The organism is Thiobacillus sp. (genome assembly GCF_013693775.1).
In the GTDB taxonomy this organism is placed as follows: domain Bacteria; phylum Pseudomonadota; class Gammaproteobacteria; order Burkholderiales; family Thiobacillaceae; genus Thiobacillus.
Map to the genome: position 1 here is coordinate 1,069,356 of NZ_CP059257.1, position 16,651 is coordinate 1,086,006.

At 63.9% G+C, this 16,651-nt stretch carries 11 protein-coding genes; 2 read left to right on the forward strand and 9 right to left on the reverse strand.

Features of this window, described 5'->3' with window-relative positions:
- Window positions 1-52 precede the first annotated feature (52 nt).
- The 3 genes from HZY77_RS05355 to HZY77_RS05365 form a co-directional block, all read right to left on the reverse strand.
- Window positions 53-3,103: an efflux RND transporter permease subunit gene (locus HZY77_RS05355; RefSeq protein ID WP_296819518.1), complete on the reverse strand. Its 3,051-nt coding sequence runs from the start codon at window positions 3,101-3,103 to the stop codon at window positions 53-55.
- 75 nt (window positions 3,104-3,178) lie between these two features.
- Window positions 3,179-4,339 (reverse strand): efflux RND transporter periplasmic adaptor subunit, encoded by a 1,161-nt coding sequence (locus HZY77_RS05360; protein WP_296819521.1) that lies wholly within the window; start codon window positions 4,337-4,339, stop codon window positions 3,179-3,181.
- On the reverse strand, window positions 4,329-5,195 hold the full coding sequence (locus HZY77_RS05365) for an efflux RND transporter periplasmic adaptor subunit (RefSeq protein ID WP_296819523.1): 867 nt from the start codon (window positions 5,193-5,195) through the stop codon (window positions 4,329-4,331). The genes HZY77_RS05360 and HZY77_RS05365 overlap by 11 nt, the downstream gene beginning before the upstream one ends.
- A gap of 290 nt (window positions 5,196-5,485) precedes the next feature.
- Here HZY77_RS05365 and HZY77_RS05370 point away from each other — a divergent pair, with 290 nt between their 5' ends.
- Window positions 5,486-6,112: a phosphoribosyltransferase family protein gene (locus tag HZY77_RS05370; RefSeq protein ID WP_296819526.1), complete on the forward strand. Its 627-nt coding sequence runs from the start codon at window positions 5,486-5,488 to the stop codon at window positions 6,110-6,112.
- Window positions 6,113-6,115: 3 nt separating this feature from the next.
- On the opposite strand, the gene HZY77_RS05375 is transcribed toward HZY77_RS05370, so the two are convergent.
- Genes HZY77_RS05375 through HZY77_RS05390 form a run of 4 tightly spaced genes read right to left on the reverse strand, consistent with a single transcriptional unit; the run spans window position 6,116 to window position 12,968 of the window.
- Window positions 6,116-7,309 carry an HlyD family efflux transporter periplasmic adaptor subunit gene (locus tag HZY77_RS05375; protein ID WP_296819529.1) on the reverse strand — a complete coding sequence of 398 codons (1,194 nt, stop codon included), beginning with the start codon at window positions 7,307-7,309 and terminating at the stop codon, window positions 6,116-6,118.
- A 13-nt stretch (window positions 7,310-7,322) separates the two neighbouring features.
- On the reverse strand, window positions 7,323-9,692 hold the full coding sequence (locus HZY77_RS05380) for an ABC transporter permease (protein ID WP_296819532.1): 2,370 nt from the start codon (window positions 9,690-9,692) through the stop codon (window positions 7,323-7,325).
- Window positions 9,689-12,289, reverse strand: a complete 2,601-nt coding sequence (mgtA, locus tag HZY77_RS05385) for a magnesium-translocating P-type ATPase (protein WP_363154602.1) — start codon at window positions 12,287-12,289, stop codon at window positions 9,689-9,691. The genes HZY77_RS05380 and mgtA overlap by 4 nt, the downstream gene beginning before the upstream one ends.
- Window positions 12,240-12,968 (reverse strand): ABC transporter ATP-binding protein, encoded by a 729-nt coding sequence (locus HZY77_RS05390; protein WP_296819534.1) that lies wholly within the window; start codon window positions 12,966-12,968, stop codon window positions 12,240-12,242. The genes mgtA and HZY77_RS05390 overlap by 50 nt, the downstream gene beginning before the upstream one ends.
- A gap of 124 nt (window positions 12,969-13,092) precedes the next feature.
- Here HZY77_RS05390 and HZY77_RS05395 point away from each other — a divergent pair, with 124 nt between their 5' ends.
- Entirely contained in the window at window positions 13,093-14,883 is a 1,791-nt protein-coding gene (locus HZY77_RS05395) for an SLC13 family permease (protein ID WP_296819537.1), read from the forward strand.
- Between the two features lie 38 nt (window positions 14,884-14,921).
- On the opposite strand, the gene HZY77_RS05400 is transcribed toward HZY77_RS05395, so the two are convergent.
- Together HZY77_RS05400 and amrS are read right to left on the reverse strand one after the other, a co-directional pair.
- Complete coding sequence (locus HZY77_RS05400; RefSeq protein WP_296819539.1) at window positions 14,922-15,569, reverse strand: alpha/beta family hydrolase; 648 nt, start codon at window positions 15,567-15,569, stop codon at window positions 14,922-14,924.
- The gene (amrS, locus tag HZY77_RS05405; protein WP_296820838.1) at window positions 15,566-16,645 is read right to left on the reverse strand and encodes an AmmeMemoRadiSam system radical SAM enzyme; all 1,080 of its coding nucleotides are present in this window, start codon (window positions 16,643-16,645) and stop codon (window positions 15,566-15,568) included. The genes HZY77_RS05400 and amrS overlap by 4 nt, the downstream gene beginning before the upstream one ends.
- Window positions 16,646-16,651 lie beyond the last annotated feature (6 nt).

The following is a 16,651-nucleotide window of genomic DNA, read 5'->3' on the forward strand; positions in this document are numbered from 1 at the left end:
TAAACCATCTACTTCATGTTAGGTCAGCGCAGTCCGGACGAGGATTATCGGCTCACAATCCGCTCGGCACCAGCCAGCCCTTGCGGCGGCTGGCCATCCAATGGAAGAGCGTCGGGATCACCAGCAGATTGAGCAGGGTCGAGCTCAACATGCCACCCAGCAAAACAATGGCCAGCGGCCGTTGCAATTCCTTTCCAGTGGGGTCGCCCAGAATCAGTGGGATCACAGCCAGTGCGGCTGTAAATGCCGTCATCAAAATAGGGACCAGGCGGTCCACCGACCCTTTCAAGGCGATTTCTCCGGCATTGAGATCTGGACGCATGCGAAGCAGGGACTGATAGCGGGATATCAGTAGCAGGCTATTGCGGGTGGCCACGCCGAACAGGGCCACCATGCCGATCAGCGAGGATACGTTGAGGGTCTCTCCGGCCAGTGCGAGTGCGAATACACCGCCGATAAGGGCCAAAGGCAAATTGAGCATGACCAGCGATACCAACGACCAACTCCGGAACGCCTGATACATGATGACCGACATCAACAGTATTGCGGCGGCGGACGTCACCAACAGAGTGCGGGATGCACGTTGCTGCCCCTCGTAGTCGCCCCCGAACTCAATACTGTAGCCAGGCGGCAATGTAACCTTGTCGCGAATGCGGTCCTGGGCCTCTCGTACCACCCCGTCAAGATCCCGTCCTTCGGTGTTCCATTGCACCACTGCGCGGCGTGCGGCCCCATCGCGGTTGATCATGTAAGGCTCCTGCACCGATTTCAGTTCGGCCACTTCACGCAATGGAATGACTGCACCGCCAGGTGACATCAGCGGCATTTCGCCCAGAGTCTGGATATCGCTGCGGGTTGCTTCGTTCACACGCATGAAAATATCGAAGGTACGGTCCTGTTCCAGAACTTTGGATACCGCCACCCCATTGAACGCGGCACTCACCTGGGTAACGACCGCACCCGGGGTGAATCCATAGGCGGCTGCGACGGCCCGATTGACCCGGATATCGACACCCGGTACCAAAACCATCGGCTCCATCTGCAAATCCACGACGCCCGTCACGCCCTTCACCGCTTGATAGACTTCCTGCTGCTTCTGCTGCAGCACCTCGAAATCCTGGCCATAGATCTTCACTGCAACCTGGGCACGCACCCCGGACAGGATCTCCGACATACGGTGGGTGATGAACTGGGACACATTGACCGACATGCCTGGAATCTGCGTCAGCTTGTCACGGATGCGCTGCATCACCTCGGGCACGTTGCGGGTCCCCGGCTTGAGTGCAATATCGAACTCGCTGAAATTCACAGGCTGGGCATCCTCGTCCAGACGCGAGCGTCCGGCACGCTGGGCAAGGCTGGCAATCTCCGGCATATCGCCGATCAATTGCTCGATCTTGCGGCCCACACGCAAATTTTCCTCCAGTGACGTACCCGGCATCAGCGTGGTCGCGATCACCAGGTTTCCCTCATGGAAGGCGGGAATAAAAGATCGGCCAAGGGACGGAATCACCAGGATCGCCGCGACCAGGATCAATGCGGACATCGCGGCCGTCGGCAAGGGCCGGTCCAGGCAGGGTTTCAATACCTTCTCATAACGGCTGAGCAGCATGTCGGAAATGGGGCTCAAGCCATAGCTCTGATATTGCGGCCGCCGCCCCATGAGGTAGTAACTCAGCACCGGCACGAGCGTGATGGCAACCACAAGAGAACTGGCGATGGCCGCCAAGTAGGAGATCGCCAGCGGTCGGAAGATACGGCCTTCGATGCCCTGGAGGAAAAAGATTGGTATGAAAGCCACGACAATCACGAAGGTGGCGAACACCACCGAATTGCGGATCTCACGCGAACCTTCGTAAACAATCTCCAGTGCAGGCAACGGCTCCGCCGCCTGCTTGTTTTCACGCAGGCGGCGCAGAATATTCTCGACGTCGATGATGGCATCGTCCACGACTTCGCCAATGGCGAACACCAGCCNCCNCAGAGTCAGGGCGTTGATTCCGATGCCAAAGAGCCACAGCACCAGCACACCGGCCATCAGGGAAACGGGAATGGCAATCAGGCTGATCGCAGTGGGACGCCAACGGAACAGGAACAGCAGCAGCACCAACGCCACGATAAGGGAGGCGTCGAGCAATGCGCCTCGCAGATTGGCGATGGCGGTCTCGATGAAACTTGCCTGGCGGAATACATCGGGAATCAACTGAATATCCGCGGGCAGGCTGCGCGCCAGATTGGCCAGTGCCTTCTCGACGTTGTGTGTGGTTTCCAGCGTGTCCGCGCCCCACAGCTTGGAGACGGTTCCGATCACGGCCGGGCCACCGAAGATCTGGCCATCGCCTCGTTTGACCTCGCTCCCAAAGCGCACTTCCCCCACATCCTCGACCCGGATCGGCTGTCCTTCGCGCATGGCAATCAGTGTCTCCGCCACATCACGGAGGCTCTGCACCCGGCCATTGACACGAATGAAATATTCCTCCTCGCTGGTGGGATAGACAAACCCTCCGGGCGCCACCAGATTGGCGCGACGCATGGCCTGCATCACGTCTTCGCTGGATACGTCGTACTTGCGCATGCGAATGGGATCAAGCATCACTTGGTACTGCTTCACCCCGCCACCCACAGCCACCACAGACGCAACCCNCGGTTGGGCCAGCACCCTGTTGCGAATATCCCAGTCCGCCAGCGTGCGCAACTCATGTTCGCGGTTCTCGCCAGACCAGTCGACCAAGGCGAACTTGAGCAGCCAGCTCACTGCTGACGTGACCGGCATCAATTGGGGCGCTTGGGCCGACTCGGGCAGTTGGCCCTGCACCAGTTGCAAACGTTCCTGAATGATCTGGCGGGCACGGTAAATATCGACACCCCATTTGAATGTGATCGTGATGCGCGACAGGCCAACCGACGAGTTGGATCGGATTTGATCGATATACGGGGCTCCCTGCAGAACGATCTCGATCGGCCTGGTGACCAGCCCTTCAACGTCTTTCGTCGAGTATCCCGGCACTTCGGTCTGGATCTGCACCTGCGNGGGCGCAAATTCCGGGAATACATCTACCGCCATGTGCAGTGCGGCAACGATCGACGCGCCGGCCATCAGCACGTATAGCAGCACCACGGCCAGCCGGTTCTTGAGGGACCACTTGATTGCCCAATCAAACATCTTCGTTCACCCGTCTCAGTGATGGTGGTCGCTGTCTGCTACGCTGGCATGATTGCCGGACATGCGGTACACCCCTTCCAGAATCATCTTGCCGTCGACCACCACCCGGTCGCGCGGGTCGACACCCACCACCTGGAGCCAACTCTCCGTTTCACTCAATACCGCCACCGGCTTGCGCAGATAGCGTCCGGGTGCAGCTTGCACGTACACGACCGGATCCAGCTTCTGACCCAGAACCGATTGGCGCGGCACCCAAATTCCCACCTGTCCATCCAGGACAAGCACAAGCTCCACCGTCTGGCCGGTGACCAGCCCAGGTACGCTGCGCCCCAGATCCAGCAGGAAACGGGCACGCTGCGTCCGGGGATCGATACCCGGCACCACCTCGGCTATCGGACGCTGCATCTTCACGCCGCCAGGCAAGGCGACCTCGACCTTGATGCCTGGCCGAAGCAGGGTCTCCTGGCCGGCATAGACATAGCCTTCCACCCACAATGACTGCTTGCTGGATACCATGCGCGCCACCGACTTTCCTATCACCACGAACTGCTTCATGGTGCGGTCGCCTGCATTGACCAGCGATCCGGGCTGCACGAACAGGTCGGTAACGAATCCGTCAGTGGGCGCCTCCAGGATGAGGTGTTCCACCACCGTTCCCTTGTCGATCAACGCGGCGATCTGCGGATCGGTCATCCCCCACCAGCGCAGGTTTTCCTTGGCGTCCTTGAGGTAATTGGGCAGCCGCCCCTCCTCGCGAAGAACCTGAAGCCGCTCCTCGTTTTGCAGGAATTGCAGATACCCCTTCTGGGTCGTGATGAACTCGGGATTGAAAATGGACACCATCGGCTGCCCCTTTCTCACGCTATCGCCGGGGCGCACGAAGACCTGAACAATCTGGCCGCTGACGACAGTATTGACATCCAGAACTGCCTCGGCATTGGGCACGACCTGGCCGTAAGTCTGCAGCCGCTTGGCAGGGGCATCGGCCCTGACCGCTGCGAGCGTGATAACGTCTCCAATGTCACGCACGCCCGAGGGCAGCCTGACCTCGCTGGCTTCACGGCTGCGTTCAATGATCTGTTCAAATACCCCAGAGTCGCCGTGCGCATGAACCAGGGCGGGCATACTCAGCGCAAGCAAAACAATGGGAAGCGCCAATACCACCTTAATGAACATGCGCGTCCCCGAAAAACTGACCGTAGCCACCCCCATTCAGCAGCCCCAGATGCTCAGGCTCTCTTAAAACCTGTAACCGCACCCACTGCCTCTGATTGACCGGGTTCACAAAGGCATACACACGCTGCACCTTCGCGGCCACCGCTATCCGCCCCTTGGCTGGATCGTTCACGTAGACCGTCGCTGACTGTCCCGGCTTGACCGCCGAAGCCTCACTTACCGGCAAACTCGCTTCCACCACGATTGCGCCAGGCTGAGCGATCGTGGCGATCGTGGTGCCACTGGTCGCGTATTGGCCGCCCTGTGTTCCGGCATTGAGGATCTGGTTATTGACCACATTCAGGCTATACAGGTAGCCCGAGATCGGGGCCTTGATCTTGATCAGCTTGAGCGGCTGGCGCGTTGCTTCCAGACGTTTGATATCCTCCTCCGACATACCGCGCCAGAGCAGATTCATGCGCGCATCGACCATCTTCTCTTCGCTGGTCATGGAAAATGCCCGGACAGCATCCATGTTGGCAAACAAACCCAGATAGGTAGCCTGTACTGTCTCCAGTTCGGCGCTTTCTATCTCGCCCAGCACCTCGCCCCGGCTCACTCTTTTCCCGACATACACGTTGCGGAGATTGGCCATGCGAGCGTTGATCTTGATTACCACACTCACCATATGACGGGGATCGATCGATACCTTGGCCGGATAAAGCTTCGCCGGCTCCGCCTCCGTCTCTTCATCGTCATGATGATGGGCTGCGGCAGGCGCGCTAAACATGGACGAATCGGAATGCGCCCATGCCTGCTGTTGCAGACCAGTCAATAGACAAAACAACGCAGTGCAACCAATGATGGCGGGCAGCATGATCAGTATGGGCAGCCGTTCCAGAATGTACCTCCCAACCCGTCAGCAATGACTGTGCCACTGTCCACACCCACGCATACGCGCCGTAGTGAGCCCTCATTCCCCCAAATGGCGTTTCATGATGTTTCAATACGGAACATCAATGGCTTGACCCGCGTTCTCTGGAACAGTCCTGGCACGCAGGAAAGGAAATGTTCCGGCTTCCCGCCCATACATAAATGGCTCATGGCATCGCGTGCTCGTCTTTATTGCAACTAAGATAAAGACATTAAAACGAATAGGGATTAGCCATGGTTTTCGCCAATCGCCATCAGGCAGCCGAGCGTCTCGCGACAGCCTTGGCCTCGTACAAAGGCCAGCANCCCCTGATTCTTGCCATCCCGCGCGGCGCCGTACCGATGGGGCAGCAACTCGCGCGGGCCCTCGAAGGCGAGCTCGACGTAGTACTGGTGCGCAAGCTGCGCGCCCCCTTCAATCCTGAATTCGCCATTGGCTCGATAGACGAATCAGGCTGGACGTATGTGGCCGACTACGCGGAGTCGGTCGGCGGCACGCCTGCCTATCTCGCGCAAGAAAGGCAAGCCCAACTCGACGTCATCAAGAAACGACGCGTGCAGTACACACCGTTGCGCTCACCGATCGACCCCGCCGGACGCATCGTCATCGTGGTCGATGACGGGCTGGCGACGGGTGCGACGATGATTTCTGCGCTGCATGCGCTGCGCGACAAGAAACCGGCACGCCTGATCTGCGCGGTACCGGTGGCACCGGCCGACACGGTGGAGAAGATCCGCCCCTATGCGGACGAGGTGGTGTGCCTGTCGACGCCAATGTCTTTCCAGGCAGTGGGGCAGTTCTATACGGACTTTCCGCAGGTGGACGACGCCGAAGTCGAGGCCATCCTCAAGCAGGCTTGAGCGTCAGCGCGGCTTCACGCGCACACCATCACGGATCGTTTCGTCCGGATGGGCCACCACCCGGTCGCCGGCCTTGAGTCCTGACAGCACCTGGGTCGCCAGCCCGGCACGCTGGCCGATTACGACCGGTGCCTGACGGACGCGCCGGTCATCCAGCCTGAATGCCGCCCACCCCGAGCCCAGGCGGAACAACGCGCTGGTCGGCAGTTGCAGCACGTCCTTGCCTTCCCACAATACGAAACGCGCCTCCACCCGGTAGCCGTCGCCGAGCCGTGCCCACGCCTCGCGCGGCGAAGTGAAGTCGACGATGACGCGCACCCGTTGCTCCTCGACGCCGAGCGCGGAGATTTTCGTGAAACCGCCCGGCTCGACGACACGCACCCTGCCCTCGATCGACCGGTCGCCGCCCCAGCGGTCCAGGATCACCTTCGAACCCGACGCGATCTTCACCGCATCGGTGGACAGCACCTCCACCTCGGCTTCCAGGCTTTCGGGATTGCCGATCTCGAGCAGGGGTTGGCCGGCCGCCACCGGACCTTCGCTTTCATGCTGCACCCTGAGCACGCGCGNCGCCACCGGTGCCCGCACCTGCAGTGCCTCGGCCGTGCGGCTGCGCTGCAGCTGCGCAGCGCTGGCGGCCGCGGCGCGCGCCGTCTCCAGATCGAAGCGCGCCACCCTGACCGCATACTGCGCAGCCTGTTCCGCGGCACGGGCGCGGGTTTCTGCGGTGCCGGCCGCATCGAGCGCCTGGGCGGAAACGAAGTTCGACTGCCGCAGGGATTCGGCACGCACGCGTTCCTGCTGTGCCAGCTGCGCCGCGGCCGCGGCGGCACGCGCATTTTCCTGCGCCACCGCCAGCGCGGCCTGCGCGGCGCTCACCTGCGCCTGGGCCTGCACGCGGGTGCGCGGGTCGAGGCCCACCGAACGCGCCGGCTCGATCACGGCGAGCACCTGGCCGGCCGCCACCGCATCGCCGGCCTTGAGGTCGATGCACCGCGCGTAGCCGGCCACCGGCGCCGACACCAGGTAGCGCTCGCGCACCCGGGTCTTGCCCTCCTCCTCCACCGTCACCGTGAGCGGCGCCCGTTTTACTTCGGCCATATCGACCGGCACCGCACGCGGCATGAAGCCGATCACGAGGCCCGCCGCCACCAGTGCGGCCGTGGCGAGCATTCCGATTTTTGCGCGTAGACGCATGTCCGTTGTTGTCCTATTCGCGTGTTTTCAACACCGCCACCAGGTCCAGCCGGCCCAGGCGTCGCCATAGCAGCAGCCCGGACAGCAGCGCCGAGACGATGACGACGCTTGCCCCCATGGCGTAGTTTTCCGGCGTCAGGATCAGCGGCAGCCGGTATAGCTCGCTCTGGAACGCCACCACCAGGATGCTGACCAGGCCGATCCCAACCAGGAAACCGACCGGAATCGCCGCCAGCGTCAGCAGCGCCAGTTCTCCCAGCAGGATATAGGCGATCTCGCCACGGGTGAAGCCCAGCACGCGCAGGCTGGCGAGTTCGCGCCCACGCTCCGACAAGGCGATGCGCGCACTGTTGTAGACCACGCCAAAACCGATGGCGCCAGCAAGCACGGTGGCCACCAGGTTGTAGAACAGGATGAACTCGCCGATGGTGGCATAGAAGCTCTGGACCGCCGTCTTGTTGGCGACCATGCCGAGCACGCGCGGACGGTCGTGCAGCCTGGCGTACAGTTCCGCCTCGCTGCCCGGTTCCACCGCCAGATAGGCGCCGGTCACCGTATTGCCCTCGCGCATCAGGGCATTCACCGAGTCCTTCTGCATGTAGGCCGACACGCCCAGATACTGCTGGGTGATGCCGAGCACCGGCACCTGCCGCACCGGGCGGCTGCCTTCCAGTACCTCCACGGTCAACATGTCGCCCGGCTTCACGTGCAGGATGTCGTTCGCCAGATAATCGGTCAGCACGACGCCGCCCGGCGGCACTGCCACCGGCTTCAGCCGGCTGTCGAGCGAGCGGTGCAGCTGCCCTTCCGGCTGGATGCCGAACAGCGCGGCGCGATGGCGGTACTGGCCGAAGCGCAGGATCGCCGGCACGTCGCGATAGCCCTCGACGTATTCGACGCCGGGCAGCGCGGCAAGCTCATGCAGGGCGTGGCCGGAGGTGGGATCGATGAAGGCGAGCGCCAGATCCTCGCGCGAGGCCTGGCGGAACTGCACGTCGACCATGAAATCGATCGCCCCTTTCTGGTAGTTGCCCACCATCATCAGCCCGCAGGCGCAGGCAATGCCGAGCACGGTCAGCAACGACTTCAGCGGACGCCGCCCGATATGACGCAGGATCATCCGCGACGGCGAGGCGAGCCAGCGCTGCAGGCCGATGCGTTCGATCACGTTGGCGCGATAACGCGCCGGCATCTCCGGGCGCATACCTTCGGCCGGCGGCAGACGCACGGCGCGCATGACCGAAACCAGCGTGCCGCTGACCGCCGCCAGCGCCGACACCGCCAGCGCGATCAGCACCGTGCCCGGCTGCAGCCGGTAGTCCAGATAGGGAAAGCGGAAAGTCGTCTCACTGTAGACGTGCGACAGTCCCTGGCCGAACCAGGTGCCGAGCGCCACCCCGGCCGCCACCCCGAGCAGCGCCATCAGCAGCACCATCTTGACGTAGTGCATGCCGATCGCCGCATAGCTATAGCCGAAGGCCTTGAGGATGGCGATCTGCTCGCGCTGCAGGGCGATCAGCCGGCTCAGCACCACGTTCAGCAAGAAGGCGGCGACGCCGAGGAAAATGGCCGGGAAGATGGTGGCCATGGTCCGCAGCTGCTTCAGTTCCTCGCTGAGAAAGCGGTTGGAAAACTGGTCTTTGCGTCCATAGGCGCCGGTGCCGCCGTAGTCGGCGAGGATCGCGTCGACGCGGTCGATCACGTCCTGTTCGTTGGCGTCGCGCGCCAGCGTCAGGCTGACCTGGTTGAAGGCGCCTTTCATGTCGTAGGCGATGCCGAGCGCGTTGCGTGCCATCCACAGCACGCCGTAGCGCTTGAAGTCGGGAAACATGGACCCGGGCGCGATCTGGTAGACATACTCGGGCGACACCGCGACACCGACCACGGTGAGCGTCTTGCGCTTGCCGTGGATGATGGCGGCGAGCGTGTCGCCTGGCTGCAGATGGTGGGCATCGGCGAAGGTGTCGGACAGTACCACCTCGTCGGTGCTCCACGGCCGCACCGTGCGGCCGCGCTTGAAGTAGAGCCGGTTGAGCTGCGCCTCGCCGACATCCGGCAGCGACAGGATCTGGCCGGTGATGGGATCGGAAAAGCCCGCCACTTCGAGCTTCACCCCGGCCCTCACCCGTGTTTCCAGGCGCTCCACGCCCGGCAGCGCGGCAAGCCGTTCCGCGACCGGCTCGGGCGCGCGTTTGAGGCTGGCAAACACGTCGGCGAGACGGTATTCGCTGTAGAAGCGGTCACGCGTGGTGACCAGCGAATCGTAGGTGGAGAGCGACATCACCATGGTGGCGACGCCGCCCATGATGACCGCGGCAATTGCCAGCACCTGGCCGCGCATGTGCCAGAGATCACGGAACAGCTTGCGGTCGAGCGCCTTCATCGCGGCCTCCCGCTATGCCGTTCCCAGTGCCGGTAGAACATCTGCTTGGCCCACAGCATGGCCACAAGATAGGCGGCGACGATGCCGGCCAGCACCGCATAGAACGCGGGCGGCAGTGCGACAAAGCTCAGCTCGCCGGCAAACGGCAGCCAGGGCAGCAGCGCCGCCACTCCCACTACCGCGAGCGACAAGGTCACCAGCCAGACGTTGGGCCGGCTGGCGAGCGGGCTGCCGCGGGTGCGGATGATGAAAATGACCAGCACCTGGGTGGCGATCGACTCGATGAACCAGCCGGTATGGAACAGCGCCTCGTTCGCCTGGAACACCTTCAGCATCACGAAGAAAGTCAGGAAGTCGAACACAGAACTCACCGGCCCCAGCGTCAGCATGAAGTTGCGGATGAAGTGCATGTCCCACACCCGCGGGCGAGCCAGCGTATCCTCGTCCACCCGGTCGAGCGGAATGGCGATCTCCGACAGGTCGTAGAGAAAATTGTTGAGCAGGATCTGGATCGGCAGCATCGGCAGGAATGGCAGGAACAGCGTGCCGCCGGCCATGCTGAACATGTTGCCGAAGTTGGAGCTGGTGCCCATCATGATGTACTTGGTGACGTTGCCGAAGGTGCGCCGGCCTTCGCGCACACCCTCCTGCAGCACGTTCAGGTCGTGCTCCAGCAGCACCAGGTCCGCCGCCTCCTTGGCGGCGTCGACCGCGCTGTCGACGGAGATGCCGACATTGGCGGCGTGCAAGGCCGGCGCGTCGTTGATGCCGTCGCCGAGAAAGCCCACCACGTGGCCGCGCGCCCGCAAGGCATTGAGGATGCGCGTCTTCTGCGTCGGCGTGACGCGGCAGAACAGATTCACCCGCTCCACCTGCGCGTGCAGGGCCGGGTCGTTCATGGCCTGGATGTCGCTGCCGTTGAGCACGCCGGTGATCGCCACGCCCAGCTTATCGCAGATGTAGCGCGCGACCAGTTCGTTGTCGCCGCTGACGATCTTGACCGCCACGCCGCCAGCGGCCAGCGCTGCGAGCGCCGGCGCGGCGCTGGCTTTCGGGGATCGAGAAAGGCGGCGAAGCCGCTGAACACCAGTTCGCTCTCGTCGGTGACCACGGCATGGTCCTGCTGCGGCGAGACTTGGCGCCAGGCGATGCCGAGCACGCGGAAGCCGTCGCGGCTCAGCATCTCGAACAGGGCAAGGATGCGTTCGCGCGCGGCGGCGTCGAGGGGGCTGTGCCTCGGCGTCTTCGTACCGGGTGCACAGCCGCAATACGTCCTCGAGCGAACCCTTGACCATCAGGCTGCGCGTCCCCGCGCGCTCCAGCAGTACCGAGACCCGCCGCCGCTCGAAGTCGAACGGCACCTCGTCGATCTTGCGCCAGGGGCTGACGTCGATGTGGGTGTGCGCGAGGATCGCCTCGTCGAGCGGGCTCCTGATGCCGGTCTCGAACTGGCTGTTGAGGTAGGCGAGTTCCAGCACGCGCTCGCTGTCGCGGCCGAGGGCGTCGACATGGCGCTCCAGCCGGATGTGTCCCTCGGTCAGCGTGCCGGTCTTGTCGGTGCACAGCACGTCGATGCCGCCCAGCTCCTGCACCGCCGACAGCCGCTTGACGATGACGCGGCGCCGCGCCAGCCGCATCGCGCCCTGCGACAGCGTGACCGACAGCACCATCGGTAGCAGTTCCGGCGTCAGCCCCACCGCCAGCGCCACCGCGAACAGGAAGGACTCGAACAGCGGGCGGTGGAACGCGGCGTTGATCAGCAGCACCGCCAGAACCAGGATCACGGTAAGGCGCAGGATGAGGGCGCCGAAGGCCTGCGTGCCGCGCTCGAATGCCGTGGCCTGCGGGCGTTGCACCAGGGTGTCGGCGATCTGCCCCAGCGCCGTCGCGGAACCGGTGCGGACGATGAGCAGGCGTCCGGCCCCGCTGATGATGGAGGTGCCGAGGAATAGCGCGTTCGTCGCGCTGGCCATGTCGGCGTCGGGAAGCGCATCCTGCGCATGCTTTTCCACCGGGTAGGATTCGCCGGTCAGCAGGGCCTGGTTGACGAAGAGGTCGCGCGCGTCCAGCACGCGCCCGTCCGCCGGCGCCAGGTCGCCTGCCGCAAGCAGGACCACGTCGCCGGGCACCAGTTCGGCGACGGGGATCTCGCGCGCCAGGCCGCCACGGACCACCTTGGCACGCAAGGCCACCGAATGCCGCAGCTTCTCGACGGCACGGCTGGCGCGAAACTCCTGGAAGAAATCCAGGGTCACGCTCATCAGCACAATGACGCTGATGACGATGAAGCTCTTCATATCGCCGAGCATCCCGGTAATCGCGCTGGCTGCCAGCAACACCAGCACCAGCGGATTCCTGAAGTGGGCCAGGAACTGCAGCACCCATGCCCGCTCGGCATGCGGACGCAGCTGGTTGGGGCCGAAGCTGCGGCGCCGCGCGCCGGCCTCTGCCTCGCCCAGGCCTTCGGGCGAACAGCCCAGCCGCGCCTGCAGTTCCGCCAGCGGCAGCCGCCAGAAATCGGGGAGAGCGGATCGGCGGGGGCATTGTTCACCAAGCCAGTTCGTGCGCCGGCTTCTTGGTGGCGTTTTCGTGGATATCGGCGATCCGGCCGTCCGACAGCCGGATCACGCGGTCGGCCATGTCGGCAATGCCGGCATTGTGGGTGATCAGCACGGTCAGCGTGCCGAGCTCGCGGTTGACCTTCTCCAGCACCTCGAGCACCACCACGCCGGTGGCCGAATCAAGCGCGCCGGTCGGCTCGTCGCACAGCAGCACTGCCGGGTTCTTGGCGACGGCGCGCGCGATCGCCACGCGCTGCTGCTCGCCGCCGGAGAGCTGCGCCGGAAAATGGTCGAGGCGGTTGCCCAGCCCCACCAGACCGAGCGCATCCTCCGGCCGCATCGGGGACTCGGAAATCTCGGTCACCGCGGCGACGTTCTCGCGCGCGGTGAGGCTGGGAATCAGGTTGTAGAACTGGAACACGAAGCCGACATGCTCGCGGCGGAAGCGCGTGAGCTCCGCCTCGGTCGCGCCGGTCAGCTTGTGGTCGAGGTAATAAACCGCGCCACCGCTCGGCGCGTCGAGCCCGCCGAGGATGTTGAGTAGCGTGGACTTGCCGCTGCCCGACGGGCCGAGCAGCACCACCAGCTCGCCGCGATAGAGCGTGAGGTCGATGCCGCGCAAGGCCTGCACCTCGACCTCGCCCATGCGGTAGACCTTGGCGAGGTTGCGGGCAACGAAGACGGGCGAGGTTTCGGCAATGCGTTCCATGTTCATCCGCGGGTTCCCTCGGATCATGCCATGTCCCCGGCATGGCCGAAAGCCGGGCAAGGCCCGAACCGGCTCGCACAGACGCACGTTATACTGGCCTGAGGTAGTTTGAATACAAAAGAGAGCAGACATGACCCCTGAAATCGCCCTGGTACTCACCGTGCTGGCCGTCACCGTTTTCCTCTTCGTAACCGAGGCGCTGCGCGTCGATGTGATCGCAATCCTCATCATGCTGGCTTTGGGCTGGCTGCAACTGGTGACGCCGCAGCAGGCCTTCTCCGGCCTGGCCAGCAACGCCGTCGTATCGATCATCGCGGTCATGATTCTCGGCTATGGGGTCGATCGTTCCGGCCTCATGAACCGCGTGATCAAGCCGATCATGCGCTTTGCGGGCAGAAGCGAACCCCGCCTGATCGGCACCGTCTCCGGGGTCGTCGGTGGCATATCCGCCTTCATGCAAAACGTCGGCGCGGCAGCGCTGTTCCTTCCGGCGATGCTGCGGATCGCCAAGCAGACTCATATCCCGGTTTCACGCCTGTTGATGCCGATGGGCTTCGCGGCAATTCTCGGCGGTACGCTGAGCATGGTCGGCTCGAGCCCGCTGATCATCCTCAACGACCTGATGCAGGCTGGAGGACAGGAAAAGTTTGGCCTGTTCAGCGTGACCCCGTTGGGTCTGGTCCTGCTTGGCGCAGGGATTGTCTATTTCATGCTCGCCGGAAAATACGTGCTGCCTGCGAAAACCGGGGAGGACACCAACGGGAAGCAACAGCGCGAGCTGATCGAATCATGGCAGCTCCCTACCCGCCTCCACGAACTGCGCGTCCCCGCGGCCAGCCCGCTCATCGGCAAGACCCGCGAGGACGCTCACATGGAGACGGCTTATCAGCTGCACCTGATCGCGCTGGCGGACGGGGATGAAATCCTCTATGCGCCCTGGCGGCATGCCCACTTTGCCGCCGGGCAGGTGCTGGCCTTGATCGGCGAGCGGCACGAGGCGGAGCGTTTCGCCGCCGAATGGGCGCTTGATCTGAGCGAAACCGTGGAGCGGTTCGAGGCGCTGCAGAATCCCACTGCGGCAGGGTATGCGGAACTCATCCTGGCGCCGCGTTCCTCGCTTGCGGGCAAGAGCATCCGCGACATCAGCTTTCGCCGGTCTTACCGGGTCGAGCCCCTGTTGCTGCTGAGCGAGGGGCAGGCCGAGCGCGGCGACTTCTCCGACCGTCCTCTGCGACCCGGCGACGCCATCGTCGTCCACGGTCGCTGGAGCGAACTGAAGACGCTGGCCCATGATCGGGACTTCGTTGTCGCCGCCCCGGTCGAGGCGGAAGACATCGACGAATCCAAGGCCTGGGTCGCCGGCCTGTGCTTTGCCGGCGCCATCGGTCTGGCCTTGAGCGGGGCGACCTTGTCGATTGCATTGATGAGCGGCGCGCTGGCCATGATCCTGCTGCGGGTGATCAGCATCGACGACGCCTATCGCTCGGTCGATTGGCGCACGGTCTTCCTGCTTGCCGGACTGATNCCCCTGGGCGTGGCGATGGAGTCGACGGGCGCAGCCAGCTATGTCGCGCATCAGATGATGCGGGTGCTGACCGACGGCCATACGCTGCTCATCCTGCTGGCCATCGCCACCCTGACCACGCTGTTCTCCCTGTTCATGTCCAACGTCGCGGCCACCGTCCTGCTGGTACCGCTGGTCATCGAATTGTCGGAACTCGCCGGGATCGACCCGCGCGGAGCGGCACTGCTGGTGGGGGTATCGGCGTCAAACTCGTTCATCCTGCCCACGCACCAGGTGAATGCGCTCCTGATGGGCCCTGGCGGGTACCGCAATGCGGATTACCTGCGCGCAGGCGGCGGCATGACCCTCCTGTTCCTGGGCATTGCCGTGGGCTACATCTACCTGTTCCACGTGTGACCTGCCACGCAGGCCAGCCCGGGTTTGTGCGACAAGCCCTAGGCTACGGGGTGCAGGTGACGGACAAACCAGGCTGCGGCCTGCCTGGCCACGGTTTCCAGCGTACCGGGTTCCTCGAACAGGTGGGTGGCGCCAGGAACGATCACCATGTCCTTCTCGCAATTCAGCTGATCGTAGGCCAGCTGGTTGAGGTCGATCACGCCGTCGTCATGGCCGCCAACCAATAAAAGCGTGGGCGCGCTCACCCGCAGCAGTGCCTGCTCGCTGGCGAGGTCGGGACGGCCGCCGCGCGAGACCACCGCGCGGACTTCGCCGCCCAGTTCGGCTGCGGCCTCGAGTGCAGCCGCGGCGCCGGTACTGGCGCCAAATAATCCAAGCGGGAGGTTCCGGGTGGCGGCCTGTACGCGGACCCAGCGCACCGCATCCAGCAGACGCTGCGTCAACAGCCCGATGTCGAAGCGCCGGGCGTAATCGCGATCCTCCTCCGGCGTCAGCAGGTCCATCAGCAACGTGCCGACCCCGGCCTGCCGCAGCACGCCGGCGACAGTGTTGTTGCGCGGTGAATGGCGCGACGAGCCGCTGCCGTGGGCAAACAGCACCAGGCCGGCAGCGCCCTCGGGCAACTCCAGCATTCCCTCGACGGTGACGTTGCCGGCCGGGATGTGGACCAGGGTGGACGTGTTCATGCGCGGTCCTCCCGGTGCATGGAAATCGGGATGCGGCGATTGCCGAAAGGGTGGCTGAACGTGCCGAAGCGGCCGGCGATGGCATGACCGCAATGCGGGCAATGGCCGTCGGGCGTGACGCTGTAATGCTCGATGCGATACCAGTCGCGCACGATCAGGGGCGCGTGGCAGTCCGGACAGAAGGTGGTACCGCCGGTGGTGTCGTGCACGTTGCCGGTGTAGACGTAATGCAGTCCGGCCTTCAACGCGATATCACGCGCACGGCTCAGCGTCGAGGCAGGCGTGGAAGGCACGTCCTGCATTTTCCAGTCGGGGTGGAAAGCCGAGAAATGCAGCGGCACCTCGGGGCCGAGTTCGCGCAGGATCCACTGGCTCATCGCCTCGAGCTCGGCGTCGGAATCGTTGTGGCTGGGGATCAGCAGCGTGGTGATCTCGAACCAGACGTCGGTCTCGCGCTTGAGATACACCAGCGTGTCGAGCACCGGCTGCAGATGCGCACCGGTCAACTTGACGTAGAAGTCGTCGGTGAAGGCCTTGAGGTCGACGTTGGCCGCGTCCATCTTCGCGTAGAACACGCGGCGCGGTTCGTCGTGGATGTAGCCGGCGGTCACCGCCACCGTCTTGAGGCCGCGCGCATGGCAGGCATCGGCGACGTCCATCGCATATTCGGCAAAGATCACAGGGTCGTTGTAGGTGAAGGCCACGCTCCTGCAACCGGCGCGTTCTGCCGCGATGGCGATCTCGTCCGGCGAGGCCTGGTCCATCAGTGTATCGGTCTCGCGCGACTTGGAGATGTCCCAGTTCTGGCAGAACTTGCACGCCAGGTTGCAGCCGGCCGTGCCGAAGGAGAACACCGACGATCCAGGGTAGAAGTGGTTGAGCGGCTTCTTTTCGATGGGGTCAACGCAGAAGCCGGATGAGCGGCCATAGGTCGTGAGCACCATCCGGCCGCCTTCCATCTTGCGCACGAAGCACAAACCGCGCTGGCCCTCGTGCAGCTTGCAGTCGCGGGGACAGAGGTCGCACTGGATGCGGCCGTCGGGCAGCGCATGCCACCAGCGCGCGGGGTATGCGATTCAGGA